Raw genomic sequence first — 25,797 nt, 5'->3', positions numbered from 1 at the left:
GGATTAGCCTCTCCCTCGCCGTGTGCTGGCCAGAGGATTCACTCTATTTCCCCCTCCCGCTTGCGGGAGGGGGCAGGGGGAGGGGAAGCGCGTTCAATAGCTGAGCCGTTTCCCCTCTATCCCGGCGCGTTTCCTATCCGAAGCGCGCATTTTCGCTGCAGAGCAGGTCTTCACTATGTCCGAACAAATTCTCTATTTCATTCAGCAGATGTTCAACGGGGTAACCCTCGGGAGCACCTACGCGCTGATCGCCATTGGTTACACCATGGTTTACGGCATTATCGGCATGATCAACTTCGCCCATGGCGAGGTCTACATGATCGGCAGTTATGTCTCCTTTATTGTTATCGCGGGCCTGATGATGATGGGCATCGATGTGGGCTGGTTGCTGATTGGTGCTGCCTTCATCATGGCGATTATCATCTCCAGCGCCTATGGCTGGAGCATTGAGCGTGTGGCTTACAGGCCAGTACGATCCTCCAAGCGCCTGATCGCCCTGATCTCCGCGATAGGTATGTCGATCTTCCTGCAAAACTACGTCAGCCTGACGCAAGGTTCACGCGATCTGGCGTTACCAAGTCTGATTACCGGCCAGTGGACGCTGGGTGAAAGCAACGGCTTCGCGGCAACACTTTCGACAATGCAGCTAGTCATTTGGGTAGTGACCTTCCTCTCCATGTTGGCGCTGACGTTGTTCATCCGCTACTCCCGCATGGGACGTGCCTGCCGCGCCTGCGCCGAAGATCTTAAAATGGCGAGCCTGCTTGGCATCAACACTGACCGGGTTATCTCACTGACCTTTATTATCGGCGCGGCGATGGCGGCGGTAGCAGGGGTGCTGTTAGGCCAGTTCTATGGCTCGATTAACCCGTTTATCGGCTTTATGGCTGGGATGAAGGCGTTTACCGCAGCGGTCCTGGGCGGCATCGGCAGTATTCCAGGTGCGATGATTGGTGGCCTGGTACTGGGGATCGCTGAGGCACTGACCAGTGCTTACCTCAGCACGGAATACAAAGATGTGGTCTCCTTCGCACTGCTGATTGTGGTGTTGCTGGTGATGCCAACCGGTATCCTTGGCCGCCCGGAGGTAGAGAAAGTATGAAACGCCTCGGGTGGATTAACGCCGTGATTTCCACGGTGATGCTGCTGGTACTGGCCAGCTTCTTTATGGGCATGCGGCTCGACCTTGACGGCACTAAGCTGGTGGTGGTCAATGCTGGCGCAGTGCGCTGGCAGTGGATTTACATCGGTGCGGCGGTGGTATTTGTTTTCCAACTGCTGCGTCCGCTGTTCCAGAATTCGCTGAAGCGCAGCGGCAAAGGGTTTGTGTTGCCGAGTTTCGATGGTTCAACGCCAAAACAGAAATGGTTGATGGCGCTGCTGATCGTGGTTGCCGTTGCCTGGCCGTTCTTTGTTTCGCGCGGCAGCGTGGATATCGCGACCTTAACGCTGATTTACGTGATGCTCGGCCTGGGTCTGAACGTCGTTGTAGGACTTTCGGGTCTGCTGGTATTGGGCTACAGCGGTTTTTATGCCATTGGCGCTTATACCTTTGCGCTGTTGAACCACTATTACGGTTTTGGCTTCTGGCAGAGCCTGCCGCTGGCGGGCCTGGTGGCCGGGATATTTGGTTTGCTGTTAGGTTTCCCGGTGCTGCGCCTGCGTGGGGATTATCTGGCTATCGTAACCCTTGGCTTCGGTGAGATCGTGCGTATTTTGCTGCTGAACAACACCGCGATCACCGGTGGCCCGAACGGCATTGCACAGATCCCAAAACCGACCTTCTTCGGTCTGGAATTTGGCCGCCGCGTCAGTGAAGGGGGCTGGTCAACCTTCCATGATGTGTTTGGCATGAAATATGACCCAAATGACCGGGTTATCTTCCTCTATCTGGTGGCATTGCTGCTGGTGGTGCTGACGCTGTTCGTGATCAATCGTCTGTTACGTATGCCGTTGGGCCGAGCCTGGGAAGCACTGCGTGAAGATGAAATTGCCTGCCGTTCGCTGGGATTAAGTCCAACGCGAATCAAGCTGACGGCGTTTACCATCAGTGCCGCGTTTGCCGGTTTCGCCGGTACGCTGTTTGCCGCTCGTCAGGGCTTTGTCAGCCCGGAGTCCTTTACCTTTGTCGAATCCGCTTTTGTGCTGGCGATTGTGGTGCTGGGAGGGATGGGTTCACAGCTGGCGGTGATCCTCGCGGCCGTGCTGTTGGTGGTTTCGCGCGAATTGATGCGTGACCTCAACGAATACAGCATGTTGGTATTGGGTGGTTTAATGGTGCTGATGATGATCTGGCGTCCGCAAGGGCTGTTACCGATGACCCGCCCGCACCTGAAATTGAAGCAGAGCAGTAAAGGAGAGCAGGCATGAGTCAGCCTTTATTAGCCGTTGAAGGCCTGATGATGCGCTTCGGCGGCCTGTTAGCCGTTAACAACGTGGCACTGGAGCTGCGCGAGAAAGAAATTGTTTCGCTGATTGGTCCCAATGGTGCCGGTAAAACCACGGTATTTAACTGCCTGACCGGTTTCTATAAGCCGACGGGCGGCACGATTAAACTGCGCGATAAGGCTTTGCAAGGGTTGCCAGGGCAGAAGATTGCGCGAATGGGGATTGTGCGTACATTCCAGCATGTGCGCCTGTTCCGTGAAATGACGGTGATTGAAAACCTGCTGGTGGCGCAGCATCAGCATCTGAAAAGCGGCGTGTTTTCGGGATTGATCAAAACCCCGGCGTTCCGTCGTAGTGAGAGTGAAGCGTTGGATCGCGCAGCAACCTGGCTCGAACGCGTTGGATTACTGGAACTGGCCAACCGTCAGGCCGGTAATTTGGCTTATGGTCAGCAGCGTCGTCTGGAGATCGCTCGTTGTATGGTGACGCGTCCCGAGATTTTAATGCTGGATGAACCCGCCGCCGGGTTGAACCCGAAAGAGACGCACGAACTGGATGAGCTGATTGCTGAACTGCGCGGTGAGCACAACGTTTCGGTGCTGCTTATTGAACATGATATGAAGCTGGTAATGGGCATTTCAGATCGCATTTATGTGGTTAATCAGGGAACGCCGCTGGCCAACGGTACGCCGGAAGAAGTGCGTAACAACCCGGATGTTATCCGCGCGTATTTAGGTGAGGCATAAGATGGCGAATCCAATATTAACGCTTGATAACGTAAGCGCTCACTATGGCCCGATTCAGGCGCTACACAGTGTGAGTTTGCATATTGCGCAGGGTGAGATTGTCACGCTGATTGGTGCGAACGGCGCGGGGAAAACGACGCTACTCGGAACGCTGTGCGGTGAGCCGCGTGCCAGCTCCGGTAGCATCACTTTCGACGGCAAAGCGATTACCGACTGGCAAACCGCACGCATTATGCGTGAAGCGATTGCGATTGTGCCGGAAGGCCGACGCGTGTTTTCGCGCATGACGGTGGAAGAGAATCTGGCGATGGGCGGTTTCTTTGCCACGCGACAGCAATATCTGGATCGTATTGAACGGGTCTACACCCTGTTCCCACGCCTGGCGGAGCGCAAAGTACAGCGTGCGGGCACCATGTCAGGTGGTGAGCAGCAGATGCTGGCGATTGGCCGTGCGCTGATGAGTCAGCCGCGTTTGCTGCTGTTGGACGAGCCGTCGTTGGGCCTGGCTCCGATTATTATTCAGCAGATTTTCGACACTATTGAACAGCTACGTCGTGAAGGTATGACCATTTTCCTCGTGGAGCAGAATGCGAATCAGGCACTGAAGCTGGCCGATCGTGGCTATGTGCTGGAAAACGGTCGTGTCGTATTGGAAGACAGCGGTGATGCGCTGTTAGCCAACGAAGCGGTGCGTAGCGCCTACCTCGGCGCGTAATTTCCCCTCACCCCAGCCCTCTCCCTTCCAGGGAGAGGGAGCCCGTTCAGTGATGTCTATAATAGCGATGCCGTACATTCCCTCTCCCTTTCTGGGAGAGGGAGCCTGTTCAGTGATGTCTATAATAGCGATACCGTACATACCCTCTCCCTTCCAGGGAGAGGGTTAGGGTGAGGGTAAAGGCCGCAGCAGACGTTCCTTCATCGCGATATTCCCCCAGAGGGAGCTCGGTCGGCAATCAATGTGAGTTGCGTGGCCAAAAATCGCATGGACGAAGGCCCGCACATCACTCATATTCAGGCACGGACGAAGGTCTGCACATCACCTACATGAAGGCGGGGATGGTGGGGAGTAGAGTAAAGCTTCCGCCGCATGGATGCGGCGGCAGAGCCTCCAGGGAAGGATTCACGGCGTCTTTACGGCACTCCCCAGCATCTGCGACTGGAACGCACGAATACCGCCCGCACCATCTGCGACTGGAACGCACGAACCCAATCCGCACTATCCCAACTAGAACGCACGAATCCAACCCGTGCTATCCCAACTGGAGCGCACGAATACCGACCGCACCATCTGCGACTAGAACGCACGAACCCAATCCGCACTATCCCAACTGAAACGAACGAACACCCCCCACTAAAACGCACAAACCCAACCCGTCCTCCCTGCACAGAGAAATGTGCTGAAACGTGATGAAACATAAGCTTTTCTTAAGCTGGGCGGTGATTTTCTGTGTGTCATATCTCGGTCATATTTCAGTTATTTTTCTATCATATTTGCGTGTCATGTTACTTCGCGAACAAAAAATGCGTGAATTCGCGCGTACCTACCTGCACAGGAAAACAATATGTCCGTGTTTACTTTTCGTCGTGGCTTGATGAGTGTCCTACTGGGAATGGCGGTAAGCGGCAATGCGCTGGCTGCCACTGAAATTCCTTTCTGGCACTCAATGGAAGGCGAGTTAGGCAAAGAAGTTGATTCTCTGGCGCAGCGTTTTAACCAGACGCACCCAGACTATAAAATCGTACCTGTCTACAAAGGCAACTACGAACAGAGCCTGGCGGCAGGTATTGCGGCAGTTCGTACCGGCAAAGCACCGGCCATTTTACAGGTTTACGAAGTGGGCACCGCTACCATGATGGCGTCCAAAGCCATCGTCCCGGTACATGACGTGTTTAAAGACGCGGGCGTGCCAATGGATGCCAAACAGTTTGTGCCAGCAGTCGCAGGCTACTATAGCGACAGCAAGGGCCAGCTGATCTCTCAGCCGTTCAACAGCTCCACGCCGGTGCTCTACTACAACAAAGACGCGTTCAAAAAAGCGGGTCTGAATCCGGATCAACCGCCTAAAACCTGGCAGGAACTGGCGAAAGATGCCGATGCGCTGCGCAAAGCGGGCATGACCTGTGGTTACGCCAGCGGCTGGCAAGGCTGGATCCAGATCGAAAACTTCAGCGCCTGGCATGGCCTGCCAGTGGCAACGAAAAACAACGGCTTCGATGGAACTGACGCCGTACTGGAGTTCAACAAACCGATCCAGGTGCGTCACATCCAGTTGCTGGAAGACATGAACAAAAAAGGTGATTTCACCTACTACGGCCGTAAAGATGAGCCAACCGCCAAGTTCTACAACGGCGACTGCGGCATCACAATGGCTTCATCCGGTTCACTGGCCGACATTAAACACTACGCCAAATTCAACTTTGGTGTAGGCATGATGCCGTACGACGACACCGTACCAAATGCACCACAGAACGCCATCATCGGTGGAGCCAGCCTGTGGGTCATGAAAGGTAAAGATGCCAATACCTACAAAGGCGTTGCTGAATTCATGCAATTCCTTGCCCAGCCGGATATCGCAGCAGAATGGCACCAGAAAACCGGCTACCTGCCGATTACTACCGCCGCTTATGAACTGACGAAACAGCAGGGCTTCTACGACAAAAACCCGGGCGCTGACATTGCCACGCGTCAGATGCTAAACAAAGACCCTCTGCCATTCACCAAAGGTATGCGTCTCGGCAACATGCCGCAGATCCGTACCATTGTGGATGAGGAACTGGAAGGCGTCTGGACCGGGAAACAGTCACCGCAGACTGCACTGGATAACGCGGTAAAACGCGGGAATGAACTGCTGCGTCGTTTCGAACAGCAGGTGAAATAATCCGCCTTCAGGGCCAGCCACTGCTGGCCCTGCATTTTCAGGTTTACGGAACTCGCCTATGTCCTCCTCTCGCCCGGTGTTTCGCACCAGCCCGCTGCCCTACTTGCTGGTACTGCCGCAACTGATTATTACTGCGATCTTCTTCCTCTGGCCTGCCGGAGAAGCACTGTGGTACTCGCTACAGAACATCGATCCGTTTGGCATCTCCAGCACCTTTGTCGGTCTGGCAAACTTTAAACGGCTATTCAGTGATGGCCTCTATCTCGACACCTTCTGGGTCACCATTAAATTCAGTGCGCTGGTCACGATTTGCGGCATGGGCTTCTCATTACTGCTGGCCGCGCTGGTCGACTACGTCGTCAGACTGAAAAAGCTCTACCAAACCCTGTTCCTGCTGCCGTACGCCGTTGCGCCGGTAGTGGCAGCAGTAATGTGGATGTTCCTGTTCAGCCCTGGCCTCGGGCTCATCAGCTACATCCTTAATAACCAACTGCACTACAACTGGAACTTCGCCCAGAACAGCGGGCAGGCGATGTTCCTGGTGGTACTGGCGTCCATCTGGCAACAGATGAGCTACAACTTCCTGTTTTTCTTCGCGGCACTACAGTCGATCCCGAAATCACTGGTGGAAGCGGCAGCCATTGATGGTGCCGGACCGGTGCGGCGCTTCTTCCAGCTCTCATTGCCGTTAATCACGCCAGTGAGCTTCTTCCTGCTGGTGGTCAACCTGATCTACGCCTTCTTTGACACCTTCCCGGTGATCGATGCGGCCACGGGCGGTGGCCCGGTACAGGCGACAACCACGTTAATCTACAAGATTTACCGTGAAGGATTCACCGGCCTCGACCTCTCCTCTTCAGCGGCGCAGTCAGTGGTACTGATGCTATTAGTGATTGGCCTGACGGTATTCCAGTTCCGCTTTGTCGAGCGTAAGGTGCGTTACCAATGATTGAAAATCGCCGTGGGCTGGATATCTTCAGCCACACTCTGCTCATTCTCGCTTTACTGGCGATCCTGTTCCCGCTGTATGTGGCGTTTGTCGCGGCAACTCTGGATAACGACGCGGTATATCGGGTGCCAATGACGCTGATCCCTGGAACGCATCTGTGGGAAAACATCTCACGCATCTGGACACAGGGCGTAAACGGCAGTGGTCCTCCATTTAGCATCATGTTGTTAAACAGCGTGCTGATGGCGCTGGGGATTACCGTGGGCAAAATCACCGTTTCGATGCTCTCCGCCTTTGCGCTGGTATGGTTCCGTTTTCCACTGCGCACGCTATTTTTCTGGCTGATCTTCGTCACGCTAATGCTGCCGGTTGAGGTGCGTATCTTCCCGACCGTCCAGGTGATCGCCGATCTCAACCTGCTCGACAGCTACAGCGGCCTGACGCTGCCGATGATGGCTTCGGCTACCGCGACCTTCCTGTTCCGCCAGTTCTTTATGTCACTGCCGGATGAATTAATTGAAGCGGCACGCATTGATGGCGCGGGCCCCATGCGCTTCTTCCGTGATGTGGTGCTGCCGTTATCGAAGACTAACCTCGCGGCGCTCTTCGTCATTACGTTTATCTACGGCTGGAACCAGTATCTCTGGCCGCTGCTGATCGTCAGCGATCCTCATCTGGGCACGGCGGTGGCGGGGATCAAAAGCATGATCTCCACCAGTGGATCGCCCACCCAGTGGAACGAAGTGATGGCAGCAATGTTATTAACCCTGATCCCGCCCGTGGTGGTGGTAATGGTCATGCAGCGCGCCTTTGTGCGTGGCCTGGTGGAGAGTGAAAAATAAATGGCAGCGGTAACCCTTCAGACAGTAACCAAATCCTATGATGGTAAAAACCAGATCATTCAACCGCTGGATATCACCATCAACGACGGTGAATTCATGGTGATGGTCGGGCCTTCCGGCTGCGGTAAATCCACGCTGCTGCGCATGGTCGCCGGGCTGGAACGCGTCACCTCAGGCGATATCTATATCGACAGCCAGCGTGTGACGGAGATGGAACCGAAAGATCGCGGTATTGCGATGGTGTTCCAGAACTACGCGCTCTATCCGCACATGACGGTGGAAGAGAACATGGGCTACGGCCTGAAAATTCGCGGCATGAGCAAAGCGCAGGTACGCGAACGGGTGGTCGAGGCGGCACGCAGCCTGGAGCTGGAACCACTGCTCAGCCGTCGCCCGCGCGAACTCTCTGGCGGACAACGTCAGCGTGTGGCGATGGGACGCGCCATTGTGCGTGAGCCTGCGGTATTCCTGTTTGATGAACCGCTATCGAACCTGGATGCCCGTTTGCGTGTGCAGATGCGGCTCGAGCTGCAACAGCTACATCGTCGCCTGAAAACCACCAGCCTCTACGTCACCCACGACCAGGTGGAAGCGATGACGCTGGCACAGCGGGTGATGGTCATGAACAAAGGGATCGTCGAGCAGGTCGGTACGCCCGTCGAAGTTTACGAAAAACCGGCCAGCCTGTTTGTTGCTTCATTTATTGGTTCCCCGGCGATGAACCTGCTCAAAGGGCAAATCAGCCAGACGGGCAGCCATTTTCAACTCGATGCACAGCACGCGCTGCCGCTGGGCGAAGGGAAAACCCGCTGGGCTGGACATGAAGTGACGCTGGGCATCCGCCCCGAGCATATTCAGGTCAGCAGCCGCGAAGCGGGGGGAATTCCGATGGAAGTCGAAACGCTGGAGATCCTCGGGGCAGATAACCTCGCCCACGGTCGCATTGGCGGCAGCCGTCTGGTGGTACGCCTGCCACATACTGAGCGGCCTGCGGCTGGAAGCGTGCTGTGGCTGCATCTGCCGCAGGATGCGTTACACTACTTCGACTCAACTCACGGAAAGCGTCTGGATTAACTATGCAAAACTGGCCTTACCCGCACATTGTCGCCCATCGCGGTGGCGGCAAATTAGCCCCGGAGAACACGCTCGCGGCGATTGATGTTGGCGCAGAATATGGCCATACCATGATCGAGTTTGATGCCAAGCTATCGCAGGATAATCATATCTTCCTGCTGCATGACGACACGCTGGACCGCACCAGCGATGGCTGGGGTGTGGCCGGTGATTTACCGTGGAATAAACTGCAACAGTTGGATGCAGGCGGCTGGTACAGTGCGACTTTCAGCGGAGAACCGCTGCCAGAGCTGGCCGCAGTGGCGGCGCGTTGCCAACAGCATGGCATGATGGCCAACATTGAAATTAAACCGACGACCGGCGTGGAAACTGAAACCGGTCGGCAGGTGGCGCAGGCGGCACGTCAGTTGTGGCAAGGGCAAACCGATCCGCTGCTCTCCTCGTTTTCTTACGAGGCGCTGGAAGCCGCGATGCAGGCTGAGCCCGATTTACCGCGGGGTCTGCTGCTGGACGAGTGGCATGACAACTGGGAGGAGATGACCTCCGCCCTGAAATGCGTCTCGCTGCACCTGAATCATCGCCTGTTGGATGCTGAGCGTACCGCGGCTATCAAACAGGCCGGGCTGAAGATTTTGGTGTACACCGTCAACAGCCCGGAACGTGCCAGTGAGCTACTGGCATGGGGCGTAGATGCTATCTGCACCGATCGCATCGACATCATCGGCCCCGACTTCCGTTAATTCTGCTTATGCCCCGGCTGTGAATCAATGATGCGCTGCCGGGCGCTATCACGGTGTTCCTGCATTTTGCGCTGCAACTGCTGTTGCTCCTGCTGTTGTTGCTGTTGCAGTCGCAATTTCTGTTGCTGCTGCTGTACCTGCATCTCATTTTGCATCCGCTGCTGGCTGGGGTTGGTATAGCCAGGGCGATTTGGATTATTCAGATTATTGGTGTTATCCGAAGGGTTCAGCATACTTGCCATGCCGCTGAGTGGCAGCAGCGCGGCCAAAATAATCAGCCATCTTTTCATCAGATTTTCTCCTCAATCGCAGCCGCATCCAGGGGCGACTACTGATACCAGTTTAGACCCTCACAATCTTCGCCTCTCCAGGAGTGCGCCTAAATCTGGCGAAGCGGCAAACATTTTGCTTTATTTATAAAGAGTTGAATAAATCTAACAAAGTGTAAACAACTGAAAAGGGCGAGGAAGGGATGAGAATAAGGACAACATTACGCCAGCTGGGCTGGTGCGCATTGATGAGCTTTACGGTTATTCAAGGGGCTCAGGCCGCTCCACCGCCGGTCTCCTATGGCGTCAACAGTGATACTTTTCATCCGGTAACCGCTCAGCATGGCATGGTGGCTTCTGTCGATGCGATGGCGACGCAGGTTGGGGTGGATATCTTGCGTCAGGGCGGCAATGCGGTAGATGCGGCGATTGCCGTAGGTTTCGCACTGGCAGTTACGCACCCACAGGCGGGTAATCTCGGCGGCGGTGGTTTTATGCTGCTACGCACCGCTTCCGGCCACACCACCGCTATCGATTTCCGTGAAATGGCACCGGCCCGGGCCAGCCGTAATATGTTCCTCGATAAACAGGGCAATGCTGACAGCAAATTGTCGCTGACTTCGCATCTCGCCTCGGGCACGCCGGGTACCGTGGCAGGCTTTGCTTTAGCGGCACATGAATATGGCACCCTGCCGTTGAGCCGTCTGTTGGCTCCCGCGATTCGCCTGGCGCGCGACGGCATTATCGTCAACGATGCGCTGGCGGATGATCTCAAGACCTACGGCAAAGAGACGCTGATCCACTATCCCAACAGCAAGGCGATTTTCTACAAGGCCGATGGATTGCCGTACCAAAAAGGCGATCGCCTGGTGCAGAAAAATCTGGCTCATAGCCTTCAGTTGATTGCTCAACAGGGGCCTGATGCCTTCTATAAAGGCGCGATAGCCAGCCAGATTGCCCAGGAGATGGCCGAGCACAATGGCCTGATTGGTAAGGCCGATCTGGCGGCTTACCGTGCCGTGGAGCGCCAGCCGGTCAGCGGCAGTTATCGCGGTTATCAGGTCTATTCGATGCCGCCGCCGTCTTCCGGTGGGGTACACATTATTGAGATCCTGAATATCCTCGAAAACTTTGACCTGGCAAAATGGGGCTTTGGCAGCGCCGATGCGATGCAGGTGATTGCAGAAGCGGAGAAGTATGCCTATGCGGATCGCTCGGAGTATCTTGGCGATCCCGATTTCGTGCATGTACCGGTGAAAGCCCTGACCAGCAAGGCCTACGCCAAAACCCTGGCTCAGCAGATTGATGTGGCAAAAGCGCGTCCATCGAGTGAGATCAAGCCCGGTAAGCTCGAACCCTATGAAAGCAATCAGACCACGCACTTCTCGGTGGTAGATAAGGACGGAAACGCTGTTGCGGTGACTTACACGCTGAACACCTATTTCGGCAGCGGAATTGTCGCAGGCAACAGCGGGATTCTGCTGAACAACGAAATGGATGATTTCTCCGCCAAGCCAGGTACTCCGAATATTTATGGTTTGGTGGGTGGGGAAGCCAATGCCATTCAGCCCGCGAAACGTCCGCTCTCATCGATGTCGCCCACCATCGTGGTGAAAGATGGCAAAACCTGGCTGGTCACCGGTAGCCCAGGCGGCAGCCGTATTATCACCACCGTGCTGCAAATGGTGCTCAACACCATTGATTTTGGCATGAACGTGGCGGAAGCGACCAATGCGCCGCGCTTCCATCACCAGTGGCTGCCAGACCAACTGCGTGTAGAAAAGGGCTTCAGCCCAGATACGTTGCGCCTGCTGACGGACAAAGGCCAGCATGTGAAAGTCCTCCCTGCGATGGGCAGTACGCAGAGCATTATGATTGGCCCGGATGGCACTCGTTACGGTGCCTCCGATCCACGCAGTGTGGATGATTTGAGCGCGGGGTATTAAAAACATGTCTCCTCGTTGCAAAACGAGGAGACATTTTGAGAAGTGGTAAGCAGAACGGCAAGGCGATACGGCATTCCCCAAAGTATTTGATTTCATATTGGTAATATTCCTGATTGAAATTACTATGACTGAGGAAAACAGATGCCCGTATTACATCAGGGAGATTCAATGATGGTCGTGCTACCCGCAAGTTACAGCCCCGAAACTGTCGCCCGCAACTTCGATATTGTCGAAGAATTCTCGATTGGTGACGTCAATTACTGGACGCTTCTGCACAAAGAAAGCGTGCTGATCGCAGTGGCAGAAGCCACAACATCCATGATTAACCATGATGATCGTCACCGTGTTGTCGCCTCTCTGAGCCTGGTTCGCCATGAAGGTTTTTCAGGACTTGGGGTGAAATCTTTCTGGCAGGAAAAAGATCTGCTGCAAGTTGAAGGTGTGGTGGTGGAAGAAGATGTTCGCAACTATGGCCTTGCAACGCGGCTGTATGAATATCTGGTCATACAGCGAAAGATTGTACTGATGAGTGACGATCTTCATTACCGTGGCGGTAAAGCACTGTGGCAGCATATTGCTAAAAAATCACAGCATATCGCGGTCTATGTTCTGGATAGCGCCAGCGGCAAGTTTTATCCCTATGATGGCAGCAGGGTGCGCTATGACGGCGTCAGTATTGATGAGCAAGAGATCTGGAGTCAGCATCCCGATCTCTCGTGCCAGGAGATGGTGCTGATTGCTGAAGATGCGACAAAACATCTGCCGGCGAATTAACAGTTGGCGGGTTAACAACAACCCGCCGCTACTGCAAACGCGCCATATAAAACGCATCCACCCATACCCCGTGGCGCATCGCGTATTGCCTGGCTGTGCCTTCCACCACAAAACCAAACTGCTGATACAACGCGACTGCCGCCTCATTGTCGGTAAATACCGTTAGCTCAATGCGGCTTACCTGGAGCCAGTTGTCACACAGATCAACAATCGCCGCCAATAGCGCTTTTCCCACCCCTTGCCCACGGAAAGCTTCATCAACCCCGAGCCCAAACGTGGCGGTGTGGCGGCGGCGTGCGGTTGCTATGACCTCTAGCGTTATCTGGCCTACCACCCGATCGTCAATACAGGCCACCAGCGAGTGTACGCCAGGACGCAGATTGGCAGTGCGCTCCTGCCACAGCTGGGAAGCAGGGAAGGGAAGCTGTAGCGTATTGGCCTGCGTATCTGGCTGGCTGTAAATATGCTGCAATGCGGGGGCATCAGTGGGTAAAACGTGACGAACGGTGATTGGGCTCAACGGGCTTCTCCTTGCACTTTGTGGTGAAAATCCCCTTTAACATCAAGGGTTTTACTTGATCGATTAAATGAAAATAAATCTCAAAAAGACTTTACAGACGCGAATGATAATGATTATTATTGTCACGCGTTCTCGGGGAGTCTCCTGACAGACCCAGAAGGCACGACATTGCTCACATTGCTTCCAGTATTACTTAGCCAGCTCGGGTGCTGGCTTTTTTTTTGCCTGCAATTTACTCCCGCCACAGATGAGCTCCATTACGTTTTCGCCTGGTTTTTAATGCTAAACTCGCGACAGAACCGTATAACGAGCCCTGACCATGAAGAAAAAAAGACCGGTTTTACAGGATGTTGCCGATAAGGTCGGCATTACAAAAATGACCGTTAGCCGTTATCTGCGTAACCCTGAATCGGTATCGCTGGCGCTACGGGATAAAATCGCCGCTGCGTTGGATGAACTGGGATATATCCCCAATCGCGCACCCGATATGCTCTCCAATGCCACCAGTCGGGCGATTGGTGTGCTGCTCCCCTCACTGACTAACCAGGTCTTTGCCGATGTGCTACGCGGCATTGAAAGCATCACGGATGCTGCTGGCTACCAGACGCTGGTGGCACACTTTGGTTATAACGCCGAAAAAGAGGAGCGACAACTGCGCTCTCTGCTGGGCTGGAACATTGACGGTGTCATCCTCAGTGAACGGACCCACACCCCTGGCACATTACGTATGCTCGAAGTTGCCGGTATTCCAGTGCTGGAGCTGATGGACTGCGTCACGCCCTGTCTCGATATGGCCGTGGGCTTTGATAATATTGAAGCGGCGCGCCAGATGACCCACGCGATTATCCAGAAAGGCCATCGTCATACCGTGTATCTCGGGGCGCGCCTGGATGAGCGTACGTTACAAAAGCAGCGTGGCTATGAGTTGGCCATGTGCGAAGCCGGGCTACAGCCGAACAGCGTAATGATGGAGGCGGCATCTTCGTTCTCCGCAGGTGGCATTCTGTTGCGCGAAGCACAGCGCCGTCACCCACAAACAGATAGCCTGTTTTGCACCAATGATGACCTTGCCGTTGGGGCGATGTTTGAGTGCCAGCGACAGGGATTGGCGATCCCACAGCAGATGGCGATTGCCGGCTTCCATGGCCATGATATCGCGCAGGTGATCACGCCCCGACTGGCAACGGTCGTGACCCCCCGTGAACGCATGGGCTGTGAAGCGGCTTCGTTGCTGCTGGCGCGTATCGCTGGAGAACAAGGTTCGACACAGCCACTTGATGTTGGTTTTGAGATAACGGTTGGGGAGAGTATCTGACGCGTTGTTTTATGACGTAGCTCACATATTCACCTTTTTCCCGGTAAACTTGTTGCCTCTCGGCAGGTGGCTCCTGACAATGGCCCATCGTTTGTTATCGGTAACATTAATCGTTATCTGCCGGAGCTGATACATGACTACGCACGCGTCTTCTCATCATGTTTTTGTTTTAATGGGTGTTTCAGGCAGCGGCAAGTCCGTCGTTGCCAGCCAGGTCTCTCATCAACTGACTACGGCCTTCCTTGATGGGGATTTCCTCCATCCACGCGCCAACATCCTGAAAATGGCGGAAGGCCACCCACTGGATGATAACGATCGCCAGCCGTGGCTCGAATCGCTGAATGATGCCGCCTTCGCGATGCAGCGCACCCAGGCCATCTCTATCATCGTCTGTTCAGCGCTGAAAAAGCGTTATCGCGATATTCTGCGTAAGGGCAATGAAAACCTGAGCTTTATCTATCTTAAAGGGGATTTCGATACCATCGAAGAACGCCTTAAAGCGCGTAAAGGTCACTTTTTCAAGCCACAGATGCTGGTCACGCAGTTCAACACGCTGGAAGAGCCCGGCAGTGATGAAGAAGATGTGCTGGTAGTAGAGATTAATGCCTCGATTGAACAGGTGGTTGCCTCAACGGTTGAGACCATTAAAAGTGTGGTAGGTCGCTGATAACATGAATACCGCAACGTTAGTGTTAACAGCAGCAGGCTCGGTGCTGTTGCTGCTGTTTTTAGTGATGAAAGCCAGGATGCACGCCTTTGTGGCATTGATGTTGGTTTCGGTGGGTGCAGGCCTGTTTTCCGGCATGCCACTGGACAGCATTGCCGATACCATGCAAAAAGGCATGGGCGGTACGTTGGGCTTTCTGGCCGTGGTGGTCGCGCTGGGTGCCATGTTTGGCAAAATTCTGCATGAAACCGGCGCAGTCGATCAGATAGCCATTCGTATGCTGAAAAGCTTTGGTGAACACCGCGCGCATTATGCGATGGGGGTTGCCGGGTTGATCTGTGCTCTGCCGCTGTTCTTTGAAGTGGCCGTGGTCCTGCTTATTAGCATTGCCTTCGCCGTGGCGCGTCGTACTCAGGGCAACCTGGTTAAACTGGTGATCCCACTGTTTGCCGGTGTCGCGGCTTCAGCGGCGTTTCTGTTGCCTGGGCCTGCGCCAATGCTGCTCGCAGCACAGATGCACGCGGATTTCGGTTGGATGATTCTGCTGGGACTGTGTGCGGCCATTCCAGGTATGCTGATTGCCGGTCCACTCTGGGGCAGCATTATTTCGCGCCATGTGACCTTCTCCTCTCCGCCAGAAGATAAGCAGCCAGATGTTGATGCTGCCCAACTGCCGTCGTTTGGTTTTAGTCTGTCACTGATCCTGTTCCCGCTGATTCTGGTTGGCTTGAAGACCATCGGTGCCCGCTTTACTGAGCCAGGCTCGCACCTCTATCAGTGGCTGGAGTTTATTGGTCATCCCTTTATTGCGATTTTGCTCGCTTGCCTGCTGGCCATTTACGGCCTGGCTTATCGTCAGGGCATGAGCAAAGAGAAGGTGATGCAGGTGTGTGGCAGTGCGTTGCAGCCTGCGGGCATTATCTTGCTGGTGATTGGTGCCGGTGGCGTATTTAAGCAGGTGCTGGTGGATTCAGGCGTTGGCCCGGCGCTAGGACATGCGTTGATTGGCGCTGGCCTGCCGATTGCGTTGGCCTGTTTTATTCTGTCTGGTGCCATTCGCATTATTCAGGGGTCTGCTACCGTGGCCTGCCTGACCACTGTGGGTCTGGTCATGCCGGTGATTGAGCCATTGGCCTACAGCGGTGCGCAGTTGGCTGCACTCTCCATCTGTATTGGCGGCGGTTCAATTATCTTCAGCCATGTGAATGATGCCGGTTTCTGGTTGTTTGGCCGTTTTACCGGTGCCAGTGAAGGGGAAACCCTGAAGACCTGGACGATGATGGAGACGATTCTCGGTACTACCGGTGCCATTGTTGGCATGGTGGCATTTGAGCTGCTCTCCTGATGCACAGCCCGCCGGTTAACCGGCGGGTTTTTCTTTGGCAGAAGCGGGAAAGGCGAGAAAAGGGAACAGCAGATAAGGTGCAACCAGCAGTAACAGCACCACACCTCGTGAATAACCTGCATCATTGATCCGACGACTGCCGCAGGCCAGGGTAGGCAGCACAAACAGCAGCAGGGGGATAAAACCAATCTCATCATCCCCGGCGGCAAACCCCTTCAGATACAGACAAAACCAGACCACCTGAAAAATCACAAACACCAGATAGCTGGCGCGTGCTTCCCGGCCACTGTAGTTAAACGTGCGCAGGAAACCGTGCTTGATGGGGTTGAGTAGATCGGTTAACGCCATTTTTTCCGTATCACCGTAAACAGAATGAAAGCCACTACGCTGGCGACCAGATAGGCGATAGCAATCGGCTGATTGTCGATATTCATCAATTCTGTGGTTCCTGCCAGGTCACCCGCAGTTTGCCAGGCGAATAATTTACAGGTGAGCAGCAGCAGCAGAATATTAGCGACAAAAAACATCGCACTAAATGCGATCTCTTTTCCGGGCTTATAGACAGCCAGTTTCCTGAAAATAACCTCAGTAATCCCATAATAAAGCAGATAATAAATGGCCGAAAACAGCGGGGCGATCAAGATGCTGCGAATATCGCTAATGGTTCCGGCGAAATCACTGAGGAAAATAGTGGCCGCCTGATTGTAAGAGAGGTAGCCAAAAATAAGAAACAGCGCGCCAAATACCAGACGACCAGGCGATATTCTCATTTTTTCTCCTTCAGTGTGGCCAGTTGGCGTATTAGCGCCGGAAGTTCATGCACCGGATCAACCAGCTTTATCTGCTTAGTCTGCAAGTCATATTTTGCCGCTGCGGTTGGGTCGCCTTTGCCACCTTCCGCCATGACAAAACTGGCATCAGCCCGGCCATAGATATTCACGTTGGGCACCGGATCGCTGCCGTAGGCCAGAATTTTACGCGTTGGTAAGGTGTACTCTTTGGTGAGAAAACCGGGGATGTTTTTTGAATCCATACCGGCTACTGAGAGTGGTGTCGCGCGGAAACGTGAGCCCGCATAGGCCAGTGCGAAGTGGGTTTCATTATCCGCCGCATTTTTCTGCACCAACTGCGCGCCAGACAGGATTTTAATCCGTTGCCACAACGTTGCGCTTTCCGGGGTAATTTTTTCCCCTTCGAAATAAACGTCCTGTTTACGATAAAGCTGATATACCATTTTGTGAACCTGGATCATCGACGCACCAACGCCGTGCCAGCTGGGGGCATCGCGATTATAGAGCCGCTCAACAATAATGAATATTCCTGTTCCTTTATACGATTCGATATTATCCGTCACACACACCTCCTTGGTTGGCGGGGATTATATCGAACGGATTTAAATATTTACAACCCTTAACAATGATGACGCCAGATTCGGAATGTTCCTAATTTCCAATGAGAAAGCGATCACATTTTGTGACTGGCCGTCCCTGGCCAGACATTCATATTTTGAGATAGGCGCGAATACCGTCGAGGAACATTTGTGTCGCCAGCATGATCAATATCAGCCCCATCAGGCGTTCCAGCGCGTTAACGCCTTTATTACCCAGCAGGCGCAGGAACAGGCCAGATAGCAACAGGATGCTGACCGTAATGCCCCAGGCAAGCAGCAACGCGCCGACCAGATGCCCCATCTGGTTGGGATATTGATGTGAGAGCAGCATCAGGGTCGCTAACAGCGAAGGGCCAGCAACCAGCGGGATGGCGAGCGGCACCAGGAAGGGCTCTTCACCTGCTGGCAAGCCCGTGCTGCTGCTCTCCTCAGACGGGAAGATCATTTTGATGGCTATCAGGAACAGAATGATGCCACCAGAAATGGAGACCGTTTCGGTGCGCAGGTTGAGAAATTGCAAAATGCGCTCGCCAGCAAACAAGAACAGCAGCATTAACACCAGGGCAATCAACATTTCGCGGATCAGCACGATGCGACGGCGTTTGGGTTCCAGATGTTTCAAAACCGACATAAATATCGGTAAATTGCCCAATGGGTCCATAATGAGCAATAAAAGCACGGTTGCAGAGATCATTTCAGTCATATGTTTTTCCTGTCCTCCCGGACGCGGTGCGGCATCATTAGCAATGCTGCTGAAAAAGTCGGGCCAATCGAATTAATTCACTTGCCAGAAATGCTGCATTTTGTAGAGTTGACTGTCACAGGTAAATCTTATGATCAACAGAGCGCGATGAATACCTCATTGCGTTCTTTCCCACAGGTAAAGGTCAGGCGCGAATGCGCCAGAGACGGACACGACATGAAGAATGTAGGTTTAATTGGTTGGCGTGGTATGGTCGGCTCCGTGCTGATGTCCCGCATGAGCGAAGAACGTGATTTTGATGTGATCAATCCGGTCTTTTTCTCCACCTCGCAACATGGCCAGGCAGCGCCCGATTTCGGCGGCAAGCATAATGGTACATTGCAGGATGCGTTTGACATTGAAGCGCTGAAAGCCCTGGATATTATCATTACGTGCCAGGGTGGCGATTACACCAGTGAAGTCTATCCAAAGCTGCGTGCAAGCGGCTGGAATGGCTTCTGGATCGATGCGGCTTCGACGCTGCGTATGAAGGATGATGCGATCATCATTCTGGATCCGGTCAACCAGCAGGTGATTAGCCAGGGTATCGATAAAGGCATCAAAACCTTTGTGGGCGGTAACTGCACCGTGAGCCTGATGCTGATGTCTCTGGGCGGCTTGTTTACCAATAACCTGGTTGAGTGGGCGTCTGTCGCGACTTATCAGGCGGCTTCTGGCGGTGGTGCTCGTCACATGCGCGAACTGCTGACGCAGATGGGCATGCTGCACGACCACGTCGCAAAAGACCTGCAAAACCCGGCTTCAGCGATTCTGGATATCGAACGTAATGTGACCGCATTTACCCGTTCCGGTACGCTGCCAACCGATAACTTCGGAGTGCCGCTGGCGGGTAGCTTGATCCCATGGATTGATAAGCAGCTGGATAACGGCCAGAGCCGTGAAGAGTGGAAAGGCCAGGCTGAGACCAACAAAATTCTTGGCAGCTCCAGCATTATCCCGGTTGATGGCCTGTGTGTGCGCGTAGGTGCACTGCGTTGCCATAGCCAGGCATTTACCCTGAAGCTGAAGAAAGATGTTCCGCTGGCAGAGGTTGAACAGTTGCTGGCAGCGCACAACGAGTGGGTCAAAGTGGTACCAAACGACCGCGATATCACCGTGCGTGAACTGACCCCAGCGGCAGTGACCGGCACGCTGAGCACGCCTGTTGGCCGTTTGCGTAAGCTGAACATGGGCCCGGAATACCTTTCGGCCTTCACCGTTGGCGACCAGCTGTTGTGGGGTGCCGCTGAACCGCTGCGCCGCATGCTGCGTCTGCTGGTGGGGTAATTCCCGCTACATCCACTCCCCAGCTGTGGGAGTGGATGGCCATACCCTCTCTTTTCCCGCCACTGCATAACCACTCCCGCTTTCATCGCACAAGAATTTCCGCTTTATCTCCCATTTTTCTGCAAAGCGCAGCGTAAGGCTTGAATTGTCTGAGTGATCCAGTCGACGCTTTCTCCGCCGATTAAAATAATTTTCAACATTGCTGCAAACAACCAGCAACCCCAAGCTATGATTTAACCATGTTGTGCCGGTAGTTAACTGTTTTGCTTCTCGTAGTAAATGGTTGTTGTACGCGGCAAAGATACTTTCCCATGGATTGGCTTACTTTCTTGCCGTGTACGCAGTGCTCAATGAAGAGCAGCGCAACTGACGTTTTCCTGATGGAGCGTGGTTCGCCTGCCAAATATCACAGGAAGAAAGTCATGTCAGAGCTACCCGACGCCCACGCGATCCATGCTTTGTTCGCGGGCAATTATGCCGATCCGTTTTCACTATTGGGAATGCACCAAACTGCTGATGGGCTAGAAGTCCGTGCGCTGCTGCCTGACGCTTCAGAAGTGTGGGTGATTGAAACGAAAACCGGGCGTAAATGCTCACAGCTGAAATGTATCGACTCACGGGGGTTTTTCAGTGGTGTCGTTCCGCGCCGCAAAAATCCGTTTCCCTATCAGTTGGCTGTCACCTGGCATGGGCAACAAAACCTGATTGAAGATGCCTACCGCTTCGGCCCGGTCCTCCAGGAAATGGATGCGTGGCTATTAGCCGAAGGTACCCACCTGCGTCCTTATGAAACCCTCGGGGCACACCACGCCGTGATGGATGGCGTCACAGGCACCCGTTTTGCCGTCTGGGCACCCAATGCCCGGCGCGTCTCGGTGGTGGGCGATTTCAATTTCTGGGATGGCCGCCGTCACCCGATGCGTTTTCGCCGCGAGCTGGGCGTGTGGGAACTCTTTATTCCCGGCGCATTCAACGGGCAGCTGTATAAATTCGAAGTCATCGACGTGAATGGTCGGATGCGCATTAAAGCAGATCCCTTTGCGATGGAAGCCCAAATGCGGCCGCAAACCGCTTCGCTGATTTGCGGGCTGCCGCCAAAAACGGAAATGAGCGAAAGCCGCAAAGCAGCGAACGGCTTCAACAAACCCATCTCTATTTATGAAGTTCACCTCGGTTCATGGCGGCGACACACTGATAATAACTACTGGCTCAGCTACAAAGAGCTGGCAGAACAGCTGGTCCCCTATGTGAAAGAGATGGGTTTTACACACATCGAACTGCTGCCCATCAATGAACATCCGTTTGATGGCAGCTGGGGCTACCAGCCGCTGGGTCTCTACGCGCCGACGCGCCGTTTTGGCACTCGCGATGACTTTCGCAAGTTCATTGAAGCCGCGCACGCAGCGGACATTAATGTGCTGCTCGACTGGGTGCCAGGCCATTTCCCGAATGATGACTTCGGTCTGGCGCAGTTCGACGGCACTCCGCTATACGAACATGCCGATCCGCGTGAAGGTTATCACCAGGACTGGAACACCCTGATCTACAACTTTGGCCGTCGCGAAGTCAGTAACTTCCTCGCCGGTAATGCCCTCTACTGGCTGGAACGCTTCGGCATTGATGGTCTGCGTGTCGATGCGGTTGCTTCGATGATCTACCGTGATTACAGCCGGGCAGAAGGCGAGTGGGTACCGAACCATTACGGTGGACGGGAAAACCTGGAAGCCATCTCTTTCCTGCGTTACACCAACCGCTCGTTGGGTAAAGCGGCTCCCGGCAGCATCACCGTGGCGGAAGAGTCGACGGACTATCATGGTGTCTCCCGCCCTCCTGAAGCTGGCGGTCTTGGCTTCTGGTTTAAATGGAACCTGGGCTGGATGCATGATTCCCTCGACTACATGAAGCTCGATCCGGTGCATCGCCGTTACCACCACAATCTGATGACCTTCGGCATGTTGTACAACTACACGGAAAACTTCGTCCTGCCGCTCTCGCACGATGAAGTGGTACACGGCAAAAAGTCGATTCTCGATCGTATGCCGGGCGATGCATGGCAAAAGTTTGCCAACCTGCGCGCTTACTACGCCTGGATGTGGGCCTTCCCCGGTAAAAAACTCCTGTTTATGGGCAATGAGTTTGCGCAGGGCAAAGAGTGGAATCACGATGTCAGCCTTGACTGGCATCTGCTGGAAGGGGAAGACAACTGGCACCATGGTGTACAGCGGCTGGTGCGCGATTTGAATGCCACCTATCGTCACTTCTCACCGCTGTATGAGCTGGACTTCGAGCCGCAGGGCTTTGAGTGGCTGGTGGTGGACGACCATGAGAACTCGGTCTTTGTCTTTGTCCGTCGCGACAGTCAGGGGAATGAAATTATTGTTGCCAGTAACTTCACCCCAGTGCCTCGCCACAATTACCGGTTTGGTATTAACCAGGCGGGCGGCTGGCGCGAAGTGCTCAACACTGACCAAAAGGGCTATCACGGCAGTGACCTGTGCAATGGGGGCATTGTTCACAGCGAGCAGATTCACAGCCACGGTCGACCACAGTCACTCAGCCTCACCCTGCCGCCGCTGGCGACGCTGTGGTTAGTGCGGGAGGCCGATAGATGATTGAGGCGGGAAGTGCGGAGCCGCTGGGCGCCAGCTTTGACGGCAAAGGTGTCAACTTTACGCTCTTCTCGCAACATGCAGAGCGGGTAGAACTCTGCTTGTTCAGCGCCAGTGGTGATGAACAGCGTTTCACGCTGCCCGCCCGCACTGGCGATATCTGGCACGGCTATATCCCGGCGCTCAAGCCCGGTCAGCGTTACGGCTATCGCGTGTATGGCCCGTGGGAACCCCAGCAGGGGCACCGTTTTAACGCAGAAAAATTGCTGGTCGATCCCTGCTCGCGTGCCATTGAAGGTGATGTCGAAGATGATGAACGCTATGACAGCGAAAACAGTCTCGACAGCGGAAAAATTGCGCCTAAATCCCTCGTCGTAGCAGAGGATTTCGACTGGGGAGAGGCACAGCCGCTGCGCACGCCCTGGGGGAACACCGTTATCTATGAGGCGCATGTACGTGGTCTGACGCGTCGTCACCCGCAAATCCCGGAAAAATTGCGTGGCAGTTATGCCGCGCTTGGGCATCCGGTGATGATTGCCTACTTTAAACGTCTCGGTATCACCGCGCTGGAGCTGCTGCCCATCGCGCATTTCGCCAGTGAACCGCGATTATTACGCCTCGGGTTGAGCAACTACTGGGGCTATAACCCCTTTGGCCTGTGGGCGGTAGACCCTTGCTATGCCAGCACCCGTAACCCGCTACGTGAATTCCAGCAGGCGGTAAAAAACCTGCACGCGGCCGGGATTGAAGTGATTTTGGATGTGGTGTTCAACCACACGGCAGAGCTGGAAGAAGAGGGGCCGACCCTCTCAATGCGAGGGGTGGACAACGCCAGCTACTACTGGCTTAGCGAGCAGGGTGCCTATGAAAACTGGACCGGCTGCGGCAACACGCTCAATCTCAGCCATCCTCAGGTCATGAACTGGGCGCTGGAAGCGCTACGTTACTGGGTTCGCGTCTGTCACGTGGATGGTTTTCGCTTTGACCTTGCCACAGTGTTGGGGCGTACGCCGGATTATCGGCAGGACGCGCCGCTGTTTGCTGCCATCAAAGCCTGCCCGCTGTTGTCGCAGGTCAAACTGATTGCGGAGCCCTGGGATATCGGTCCGGGAGGGTATCAGGTCGGAAATTATCCGCCGCCGTTTACCGAATGGAACGATCACTTCCGCGATGTTGCACGACGTTACTGGTTACATGGCGAACTCAGCAACGGCGAGTTTGCCCGCCGCTTTGCCGCCAGTAGCGATCTCTACCAGCATCAGGATCGTCAGCCCCATGCCTCCATCAACCTGATCACCGCCCATGACGGGTTTACCCTGCGCGATCTGGTGAGTTTTAGCCGCAAGCACAACGAAGCCAATGGCGAAGAGAACCGCGACGGCAGCAGTAATAACTACAGCCACAATCACGGGAAAGAGGGGTTGCACGTCAGCTTCGCGATTACTGAACGGCGGCGTCTGAGCACCCATGCGCTATTGGTGACGCTGCTGCTGGCGCAGGGAACCCCGATGCTGCTCGCCGGTGATGAACGCGGACATTCGCAGCACGGCAACAACAATGCGTACTGCCAGGATAACCAGCTTAGCTGGCTCGACTGGCATGAAGATAACGGACTGGTGGATTTTACCGCGGCACTTATCCGCTTGCGCCAGCGTATTCCGGCGTTAACCGCCGATAGCTGGTGGCAACCGGATGACGGCAATGTGCAGTGGCTAAATGCCAACGGCCAACCCCTTCAGGATGACGCGTGGTCGCAGGGGGAGCACAGAATGCAAATCCTGCTTTCACAGAACTGGTTAATAACCATTAATGCCACGGAGTCGGTGAGTTATATCACCTTACCAGATGGGGAATGGCGTGCCGTTCCCCCGTTCGCCGGGGATGACAATCCAATCCTGCTAACTGTCTGGCATGGTCCCGCACACGGTGTGTGCGTGTTCCAGAAGCAAACATCAGGAGTCAGACATGGTTAAATTAGAACAAGCCGATCAGCTGATGCTGGCCCGTCAGCTCCCTACTCAAACCGTGGCATTAATCCTTGCTGGTGGGCGTGGTACTCGCCTGCGAGATCTCACTGCCAAACGCGCTAAACCCGCGGTACATTTTGGCGGAAAATTTCGCATCATCGATTTTGCCCTCTCTAACTGCCTTAATTCTGGCATCCGCCGTATTGGTGTGATCACGCAGTATCAGTCACATACGCTGACGCAGCATATTCAACGCGGCTGGGGGATTTTCAACGAAGAGATGAACGAGTTTATTGATCTGCTGCCCGCACAGCAGCGTTTCACCTCGGAGCACTGGTATCGCGGTACCGCAGATGCCGTGACGCAGAATCTCGATATCATTCGACGCTATCGCGCGCAGTACATTGTGATCCTCGCCGGGGATCACATCTACAAAATGGACTATTCGCGCATGCTGCTCGATCACGTTGCCAGCCAGGCACAATGCACCATTGCCTGCTTGCCGGTGCCGATTGCTGAAGCCAGTGCGTTTGGCATCATGGCGGTAGATGAAGGCAATAAAGTGGTGGGATTTGTCGAAAAACCCGCTAACCCCCCGGCGATGCCCGGTGACGATACGCAGTCATTAGCCAGCATGGGGATCTACGTCTTTAACGCTGCTTATCTCTATCAGCTGCTGGAAGAAGACCTGCTGGAAGAGAAATCCCATCACGATTTTGGCAAGGATCTGCTGCCGAAAATTGTCGCTAGCGGGGAAGCTTACGCCCACTCGTTTACCCTCTCTTGCGTGCAGAGTGATGACAGCGCCACTCCTTACTGGCGTGATGTCGGTACGCTGGAAGCCTACTGGCGTGCCAACCTCGATCTCGCTTCAGTCACACCCGAGCTCGATATGTATGACCACAGCTGGCCGATTCGTACCCATATGGAGCCGCTGCCGCCAGCGAAGTTTGTGCAGGACCGTTCCGGGAGCCATGGTATGACCATGAATTCACTGGTTTCCGGCGGCTGCATTATTTCCGGCTCGGTGGTGGTCAACTCGGTGCTGTTCTCCCGCGTACGTATTAACTCGTTCTGCAATATTGACTCCAGTGTGCTGCTGCCCGATGTGACAGTAGGGCGCTCCTGTCGTTTGCGGCGCTGTGTTATCGATCGAGCCTGCGTGATCCCAGAAGGTATGGTGATTGGTGAAAACCCCGACGAAGACAGCCGCCGTTTTTACCGTTCGGAAGAGGGCATTGTTTTGGTTACCCGCTTGATGCTGGCGAAGCTGGCGCAAGACGGGACGTAAAAAAACAAGACTACACACAAGCAATTGACGCGAGGATCGCGCCAGATAACCGATTTA

General features: G+C 54.4%; 24 protein-coding genes. 18 read left to right on the top strand and 6 right to left on the bottom strand.

Annotation, left to right across the window (positions count from 1 at the left end; translation table 11 throughout):
- Positions 1-175 precede the first annotated feature (175 nt).
- From livH to ugpQ, 9 genes are all read left to right on the top strand, one after another.
- A complete protein-coding gene (gene livH / locus F3J40_RS22095) occupies positions 176-1,102 on the top strand; it encodes a high-affinity branched-chain amino acid ABC transporter permease LivH (protein ID WP_167018095.1) in 927 nt (308 codons plus the stop codon).
- Positions 1,099-2,370, top strand: a complete 1,272-nt coding sequence (locus tag F3J40_RS22090; RefSeq protein WP_167018093.1) for a high-affinity branched-chain amino acid ABC transporter permease LivM — start codon at positions 1,099-1,101, stop codon at positions 2,368-2,370. The genes livH and F3J40_RS22090 overlap by 4 nt, the downstream gene beginning before the upstream one ends.
- Positions 2,367-3,134 (top strand): high-affinity branched-chain amino acid ABC transporter ATP-binding protein LivG, encoded by a 768-nt coding sequence (gene livG, locus F3J40_RS22085; protein ID WP_167018091.1) that lies wholly within the window; start codon positions 2,367-2,369, stop codon positions 3,132-3,134. The genes F3J40_RS22090 and livG overlap by 4 nt, the downstream gene beginning before the upstream one ends.
- Before the next feature lies 1 nt (position 3,135).
- Complete coding sequence (gene livF / locus F3J40_RS22080; protein WP_167018089.1) at positions 3,136-3,849, top strand: high-affinity branched-chain amino acid ABC transporter ATP-binding protein LivF; 714 nt, start codon at positions 3,136-3,138, stop codon at positions 3,847-3,849.
- An 847-nt stretch (positions 3,850-4,696) separates the two neighbouring features.
- Positions 4,697-6,013: a sn-glycerol-3-phosphate ABC transporter substrate-binding protein UgpB gene (gene ugpB, locus F3J40_RS22075; RefSeq protein ID WP_167018087.1), complete on the top strand. Its 1,317-nt coding sequence runs from the start codon at positions 4,697-4,699 to the stop codon at positions 6,011-6,013.
- Between the two features lie 58 nt (positions 6,014-6,071).
- Entirely contained in the window at positions 6,072-6,962 is an 891-nt protein-coding gene (gene ugpA / locus F3J40_RS22070) for a sn-glycerol-3-phosphate ABC transporter permease UgpA (protein WP_167018085.1), read from the top strand.
- The gene (ugpE, locus tag F3J40_RS22065; protein WP_017349971.1) at positions 6,959-7,804 is read left to right on the top strand and encodes a sn-glycerol-3-phosphate ABC transporter permease UgpE; all 846 of its coding nucleotides are present in this window, start codon (positions 6,959-6,961) and stop codon (positions 7,802-7,804) included. Before ugpA ends, ugpE begins: the two co-directional genes overlap by 4 nt.
- Positions 7,805-8,878 (top strand): sn-glycerol-3-phosphate import ATP-binding protein UgpC, encoded by a 1,074-nt coding sequence (locus F3J40_RS22060; protein WP_167018083.1) that lies wholly within the window; start codon positions 7,805-7,807, stop codon positions 8,876-8,878. It abuts the gene before it with no gap.
- Positions 8,879-8,880: 2 nt separating this feature from the next.
- The gene (gene ugpQ / locus F3J40_RS22055) at positions 8,881-9,618 is read left to right on the top strand and encodes a glycerophosphodiester phosphodiesterase (RefSeq protein ID WP_167018081.1); all 738 of its coding nucleotides are present in this window, start codon (positions 8,881-8,883) and stop codon (positions 9,616-9,618) included.
- Here the strand turns inward: ugpQ and F3J40_RS22050 are convergent.
- Complete coding sequence (locus F3J40_RS22050) at positions 9,615-9,908, bottom strand: DUF2756 domain-containing protein (protein ID WP_167018079.1); 294 nt, start codon at positions 9,906-9,908, stop codon at positions 9,615-9,617. The genes ugpQ and F3J40_RS22050 overlap by 4 nt on opposite strands.
- Positions 9,909-10,090: 182 nt before the next feature.
- Between F3J40_RS22050 and ggt the strand changes: the two genes are divergently transcribed.
- Both ggt and F3J40_RS22040 read left to right on the top strand, forming a co-directional pair.
- The gene (gene ggt / locus F3J40_RS22045; protein WP_167018077.1) at positions 10,091-11,833 is read left to right on the top strand and encodes a gamma-glutamyltransferase; all 1,743 of its coding nucleotides are present in this window, start codon (positions 10,091-10,093) and stop codon (positions 11,831-11,833) included.
- A 141-nt stretch (positions 11,834-11,974) separates the two neighbouring features.
- On the top strand, positions 11,975-12,607 hold the full coding sequence (locus tag F3J40_RS22040) for a hypothetical protein (RefSeq protein ID WP_167018075.1): 633 nt from the start codon (positions 11,975-11,977) through the stop codon (positions 12,605-12,607).
- Between the two features lie 28 nt (positions 12,608-12,635).
- On the opposite strand, the gene F3J40_RS22035 is transcribed toward F3J40_RS22040, so the two are convergent.
- On the bottom strand, positions 12,636-13,127 hold the full coding sequence (locus tag F3J40_RS22035; RefSeq protein ID WP_167018073.1) for a GNAT family N-acetyltransferase: 492 nt from the start codon (positions 13,125-13,127) through the stop codon (positions 12,636-12,638).
- Positions 13,128-13,446: 319 nt separating this feature from the next.
- Between F3J40_RS22035 and gntR the strand changes: the two genes are divergently transcribed.
- The 3 genes from gntR to gntU all read left to right on the top strand — a co-directional run bounded on the left by gntR (position 13,447) and on the right by gntU (position 16,454).
- On the top strand, positions 13,447-14,442 hold the full coding sequence (gene gntR, locus F3J40_RS22030) for a gluconate operon transcriptional repressor GntR (RefSeq protein WP_167018071.1): 996 nt from the start codon (positions 13,447-13,449) through the stop codon (positions 14,440-14,442).
- Between the two features lie 133 nt (positions 14,443-14,575).
- Positions 14,576-15,109, top strand: a complete 534-nt coding sequence (gene gntK / locus F3J40_RS22025) for a gluconokinase (protein WP_017349979.1) — start codon at positions 14,576-14,578, stop codon at positions 15,107-15,109.
- A gap of 4 nt (positions 15,110-15,113) precedes the next feature.
- Complete coding sequence (gene gntU / locus F3J40_RS22020) at positions 15,114-16,454, top strand: gluconate transporter (protein WP_167018069.1); 1,341 nt, start codon at positions 15,114-15,116, stop codon at positions 16,452-16,454.
- Between the two features lie 15 nt (positions 16,455-16,469).
- Here the strand turns inward: gntU and F3J40_RS22015 are convergent, their stop codons facing one another.
- From F3J40_RS22015 to F3J40_RS22000, 4 genes are all read right to left on the bottom strand, one after another.
- Positions 16,470-16,802: a DUF805 domain-containing protein gene (locus F3J40_RS22015; protein WP_167018067.1), complete on the bottom strand. Its 333-nt coding sequence runs from the start codon at positions 16,800-16,802 to the stop codon at positions 16,470-16,472.
- Complete coding sequence (locus tag F3J40_RS22010; protein ID WP_167018065.1) at positions 16,793-17,224, bottom strand: hypothetical protein; 432 nt, start codon at positions 17,222-17,224, stop codon at positions 16,793-16,795. Before F3J40_RS22010 ends, F3J40_RS22015 begins: the two co-directional genes overlap by 10 nt.
- A complete protein-coding gene (locus F3J40_RS22005) occupies positions 17,221-17,808 on the bottom strand; it encodes a hypothetical protein (protein WP_167018063.1) in 588 nt (195 codons plus the stop codon). The genes F3J40_RS22010 and F3J40_RS22005 overlap by 4 nt, the downstream gene beginning before the upstream one ends.
- Positions 17,809-17,953: 145 nt before the next feature.
- Positions 17,954-18,547 (bottom strand): YhgN family NAAT transporter, encoded by a 594-nt coding sequence (locus tag F3J40_RS22000; RefSeq protein ID WP_017349984.1) that lies wholly within the window; start codon positions 18,545-18,547, stop codon positions 17,954-17,956.
- A gap of 216 nt (positions 18,548-18,763) precedes the next feature.
- Between F3J40_RS22000 and asd the strand changes: the two genes are divergently transcribed.
- The 4 genes from asd to glgC all read left to right on the top strand — a co-directional run bounded on the left by asd (position 18,764) and on the right by glgC (position 25,740).
- On the top strand, positions 18,764-19,873 hold the full coding sequence (gene asd / locus F3J40_RS21995; protein WP_167018061.1) for an aspartate-semialdehyde dehydrogenase: 1,110 nt from the start codon (positions 18,764-18,766) through the stop codon (positions 19,871-19,873).
- A 422-nt stretch (positions 19,874-20,295) separates the two neighbouring features.
- Positions 20,296-22,485: a 1,4-alpha-glucan branching enzyme gene (gene glgB, locus F3J40_RS21990; RefSeq protein WP_167018059.1), complete on the top strand. Its 2,190-nt coding sequence runs from the start codon at positions 20,296-20,298 to the stop codon at positions 22,483-22,485.
- Positions 22,482-24,455, top strand: coding sequence for a glycogen debranching protein GlgX (gene glgX, locus F3J40_RS21985; protein WP_167018057.1), 1,974 nt, complete (start codon positions 22,482-22,484; stop codon positions 24,453-24,455). The genes glgB and glgX overlap by 4 nt, the downstream gene beginning before the upstream one ends.
- Complete coding sequence (gene glgC, locus F3J40_RS21980) at positions 24,448-25,740, top strand: glucose-1-phosphate adenylyltransferase (RefSeq protein WP_167018055.1); 1,293 nt, start codon at positions 24,448-24,450, stop codon at positions 25,738-25,740. The genes glgX and glgC overlap by 8 nt, the downstream gene beginning before the upstream one ends.
- Positions 25,741-25,797: the final 57 nt, after the last annotated feature.

Source organism: Candidatus Pantoea multigeneris (assembly GCF_011752615.1).
Classification (GTDB): Bacteria; Pseudomonadota; Gammaproteobacteria; order Enterobacterales; family Enterobacteriaceae; genus Pantoea; species Pantoea multigeneris.
Note: the sequence above shows the minus strand (reverse complement) of the source record. Positions and strands in the feature narration are given on the sequence as shown.

What these genes read in the sequence shown, in the direction of transcription:
- F3J40_RS22040 (WP_167018075.1), top strand. Translation starts at nt 11,975, where the DNA reads ATGCCCGTATTACATCAGGGAGATTCAATGATGGTCGTGCTACCCGCA.
- livF (WP_167018089.1), top strand. Translation starts at nt 3,136, where the DNA reads ATGGCGAATCCAATATTAACGCTTGATAACGTAAGCGCTCACTATGGC.
- F3J40_RS22010 (WP_167018065.1), bottom strand. Translation starts at nt 17,224, where the DNA reads ATGAGAATATCGCCTGGTCGTCTGGTATTTGGCGCGCTGTTTCTTATT.
- F3J40_RS22050 (WP_167018079.1), bottom strand. Translation starts at nt 9,908, where the DNA reads ATGAAAAGATGGCTGATTATTTTGGCCGCGCTGCTGCCACTCAGCGGC.
- glgC (WP_167018055.1), top strand. Translation starts at nt 24,448, where the DNA reads ATGGTTAAATTAGAACAAGCCGATCAGCTGATGCTGGCCCGTCAGCTC.
- ugpE (WP_017349971.1), top strand. Translation starts at nt 6,959, where the DNA reads ATGATTGAAAATCGCCGTGGGCTGGATATCTTCAGCCACACTCTGCTC.
- ggt (WP_167018077.1), top strand. Translation starts at nt 10,091, where the DNA reads ATGAGAATAAGGACAACATTACGCCAGCTGGGCTGGTGCGCATTGATG.
- ugpQ (WP_167018081.1), top strand. Translation starts at nt 8,881, where the DNA reads ATGCAAAACTGGCCTTACCCGCACATTGTCGCCCATCGCGGTGGCGGC.
- gntR (WP_167018071.1), top strand. Translation starts at nt 13,447, where the DNA reads ATGAAGAAAAAAAGACCGGTTTTACAGGATGTTGCCGATAAGGTCGGC.
- glgX (WP_167018057.1), top strand. Translation starts at nt 22,482, where the DNA reads ATGATTGAGGCGGGAAGTGCGGAGCCGCTGGGCGCCAGCTTTGACGGC.
- gntU (WP_167018069.1), top strand. Translation starts at nt 15,114, where the DNA reads ATGAATACCGCAACGTTAGTGTTAACAGCAGCAGGCTCGGTGCTGTTG.
- glgB (WP_167018059.1), top strand. Translation starts at nt 20,296, where the DNA reads ATGTCAGAGCTACCCGACGCCCACGCGATCCATGCTTTGTTCGCGGGC.
- F3J40_RS22090 (WP_167018093.1), top strand. Translation starts at nt 1,099, where the DNA reads ATGAAACGCCTCGGGTGGATTAACGCCGTGATTTCCACGGTGATGCTG.
- gntK (WP_017349979.1), top strand. Translation starts at nt 14,576, where the DNA reads ATGACTACGCACGCGTCTTCTCATCATGTTTTTGTTTTAATGGGTGTT.
- F3J40_RS22000 (WP_017349984.1), bottom strand. Translation starts at nt 18,547, where the DNA reads ATGACTGAAATGATCTCTGCAACCGTGCTTTTATTGCTCATTATGGAC.
- F3J40_RS22015 (WP_167018067.1), bottom strand. Translation starts at nt 16,802, where the DNA reads ATGGCGTTAACCGATCTACTCAACCCCATCAAGCACGGTTTCCTGCGC.
- F3J40_RS22060 (WP_167018083.1), top strand. Translation starts at nt 7,805, where the DNA reads ATGGCAGCGGTAACCCTTCAGACAGTAACCAAATCCTATGATGGTAAA.
- ugpB (WP_167018087.1), top strand. Translation starts at nt 4,697, where the DNA reads ATGTCCGTGTTTACTTTTCGTCGTGGCTTGATGAGTGTCCTACTGGGA.
- ugpA (WP_167018085.1), top strand. Translation starts at nt 6,072, where the DNA reads ATGTCCTCCTCTCGCCCGGTGTTTCGCACCAGCCCGCTGCCCTACTTG.
- livH (WP_167018095.1), top strand. Translation starts at nt 176, where the DNA reads ATGTCCGAACAAATTCTCTATTTCATTCAGCAGATGTTCAACGGGGTA.
- livG (WP_167018091.1), top strand. Translation starts at nt 2,367, where the DNA reads ATGAGTCAGCCTTTATTAGCCGTTGAAGGCCTGATGATGCGCTTCGGC.
- asd (WP_167018061.1), top strand. Translation starts at nt 18,764, where the DNA reads ATGAAGAATGTAGGTTTAATTGGTTGGCGTGGTATGGTCGGCTCCGTG.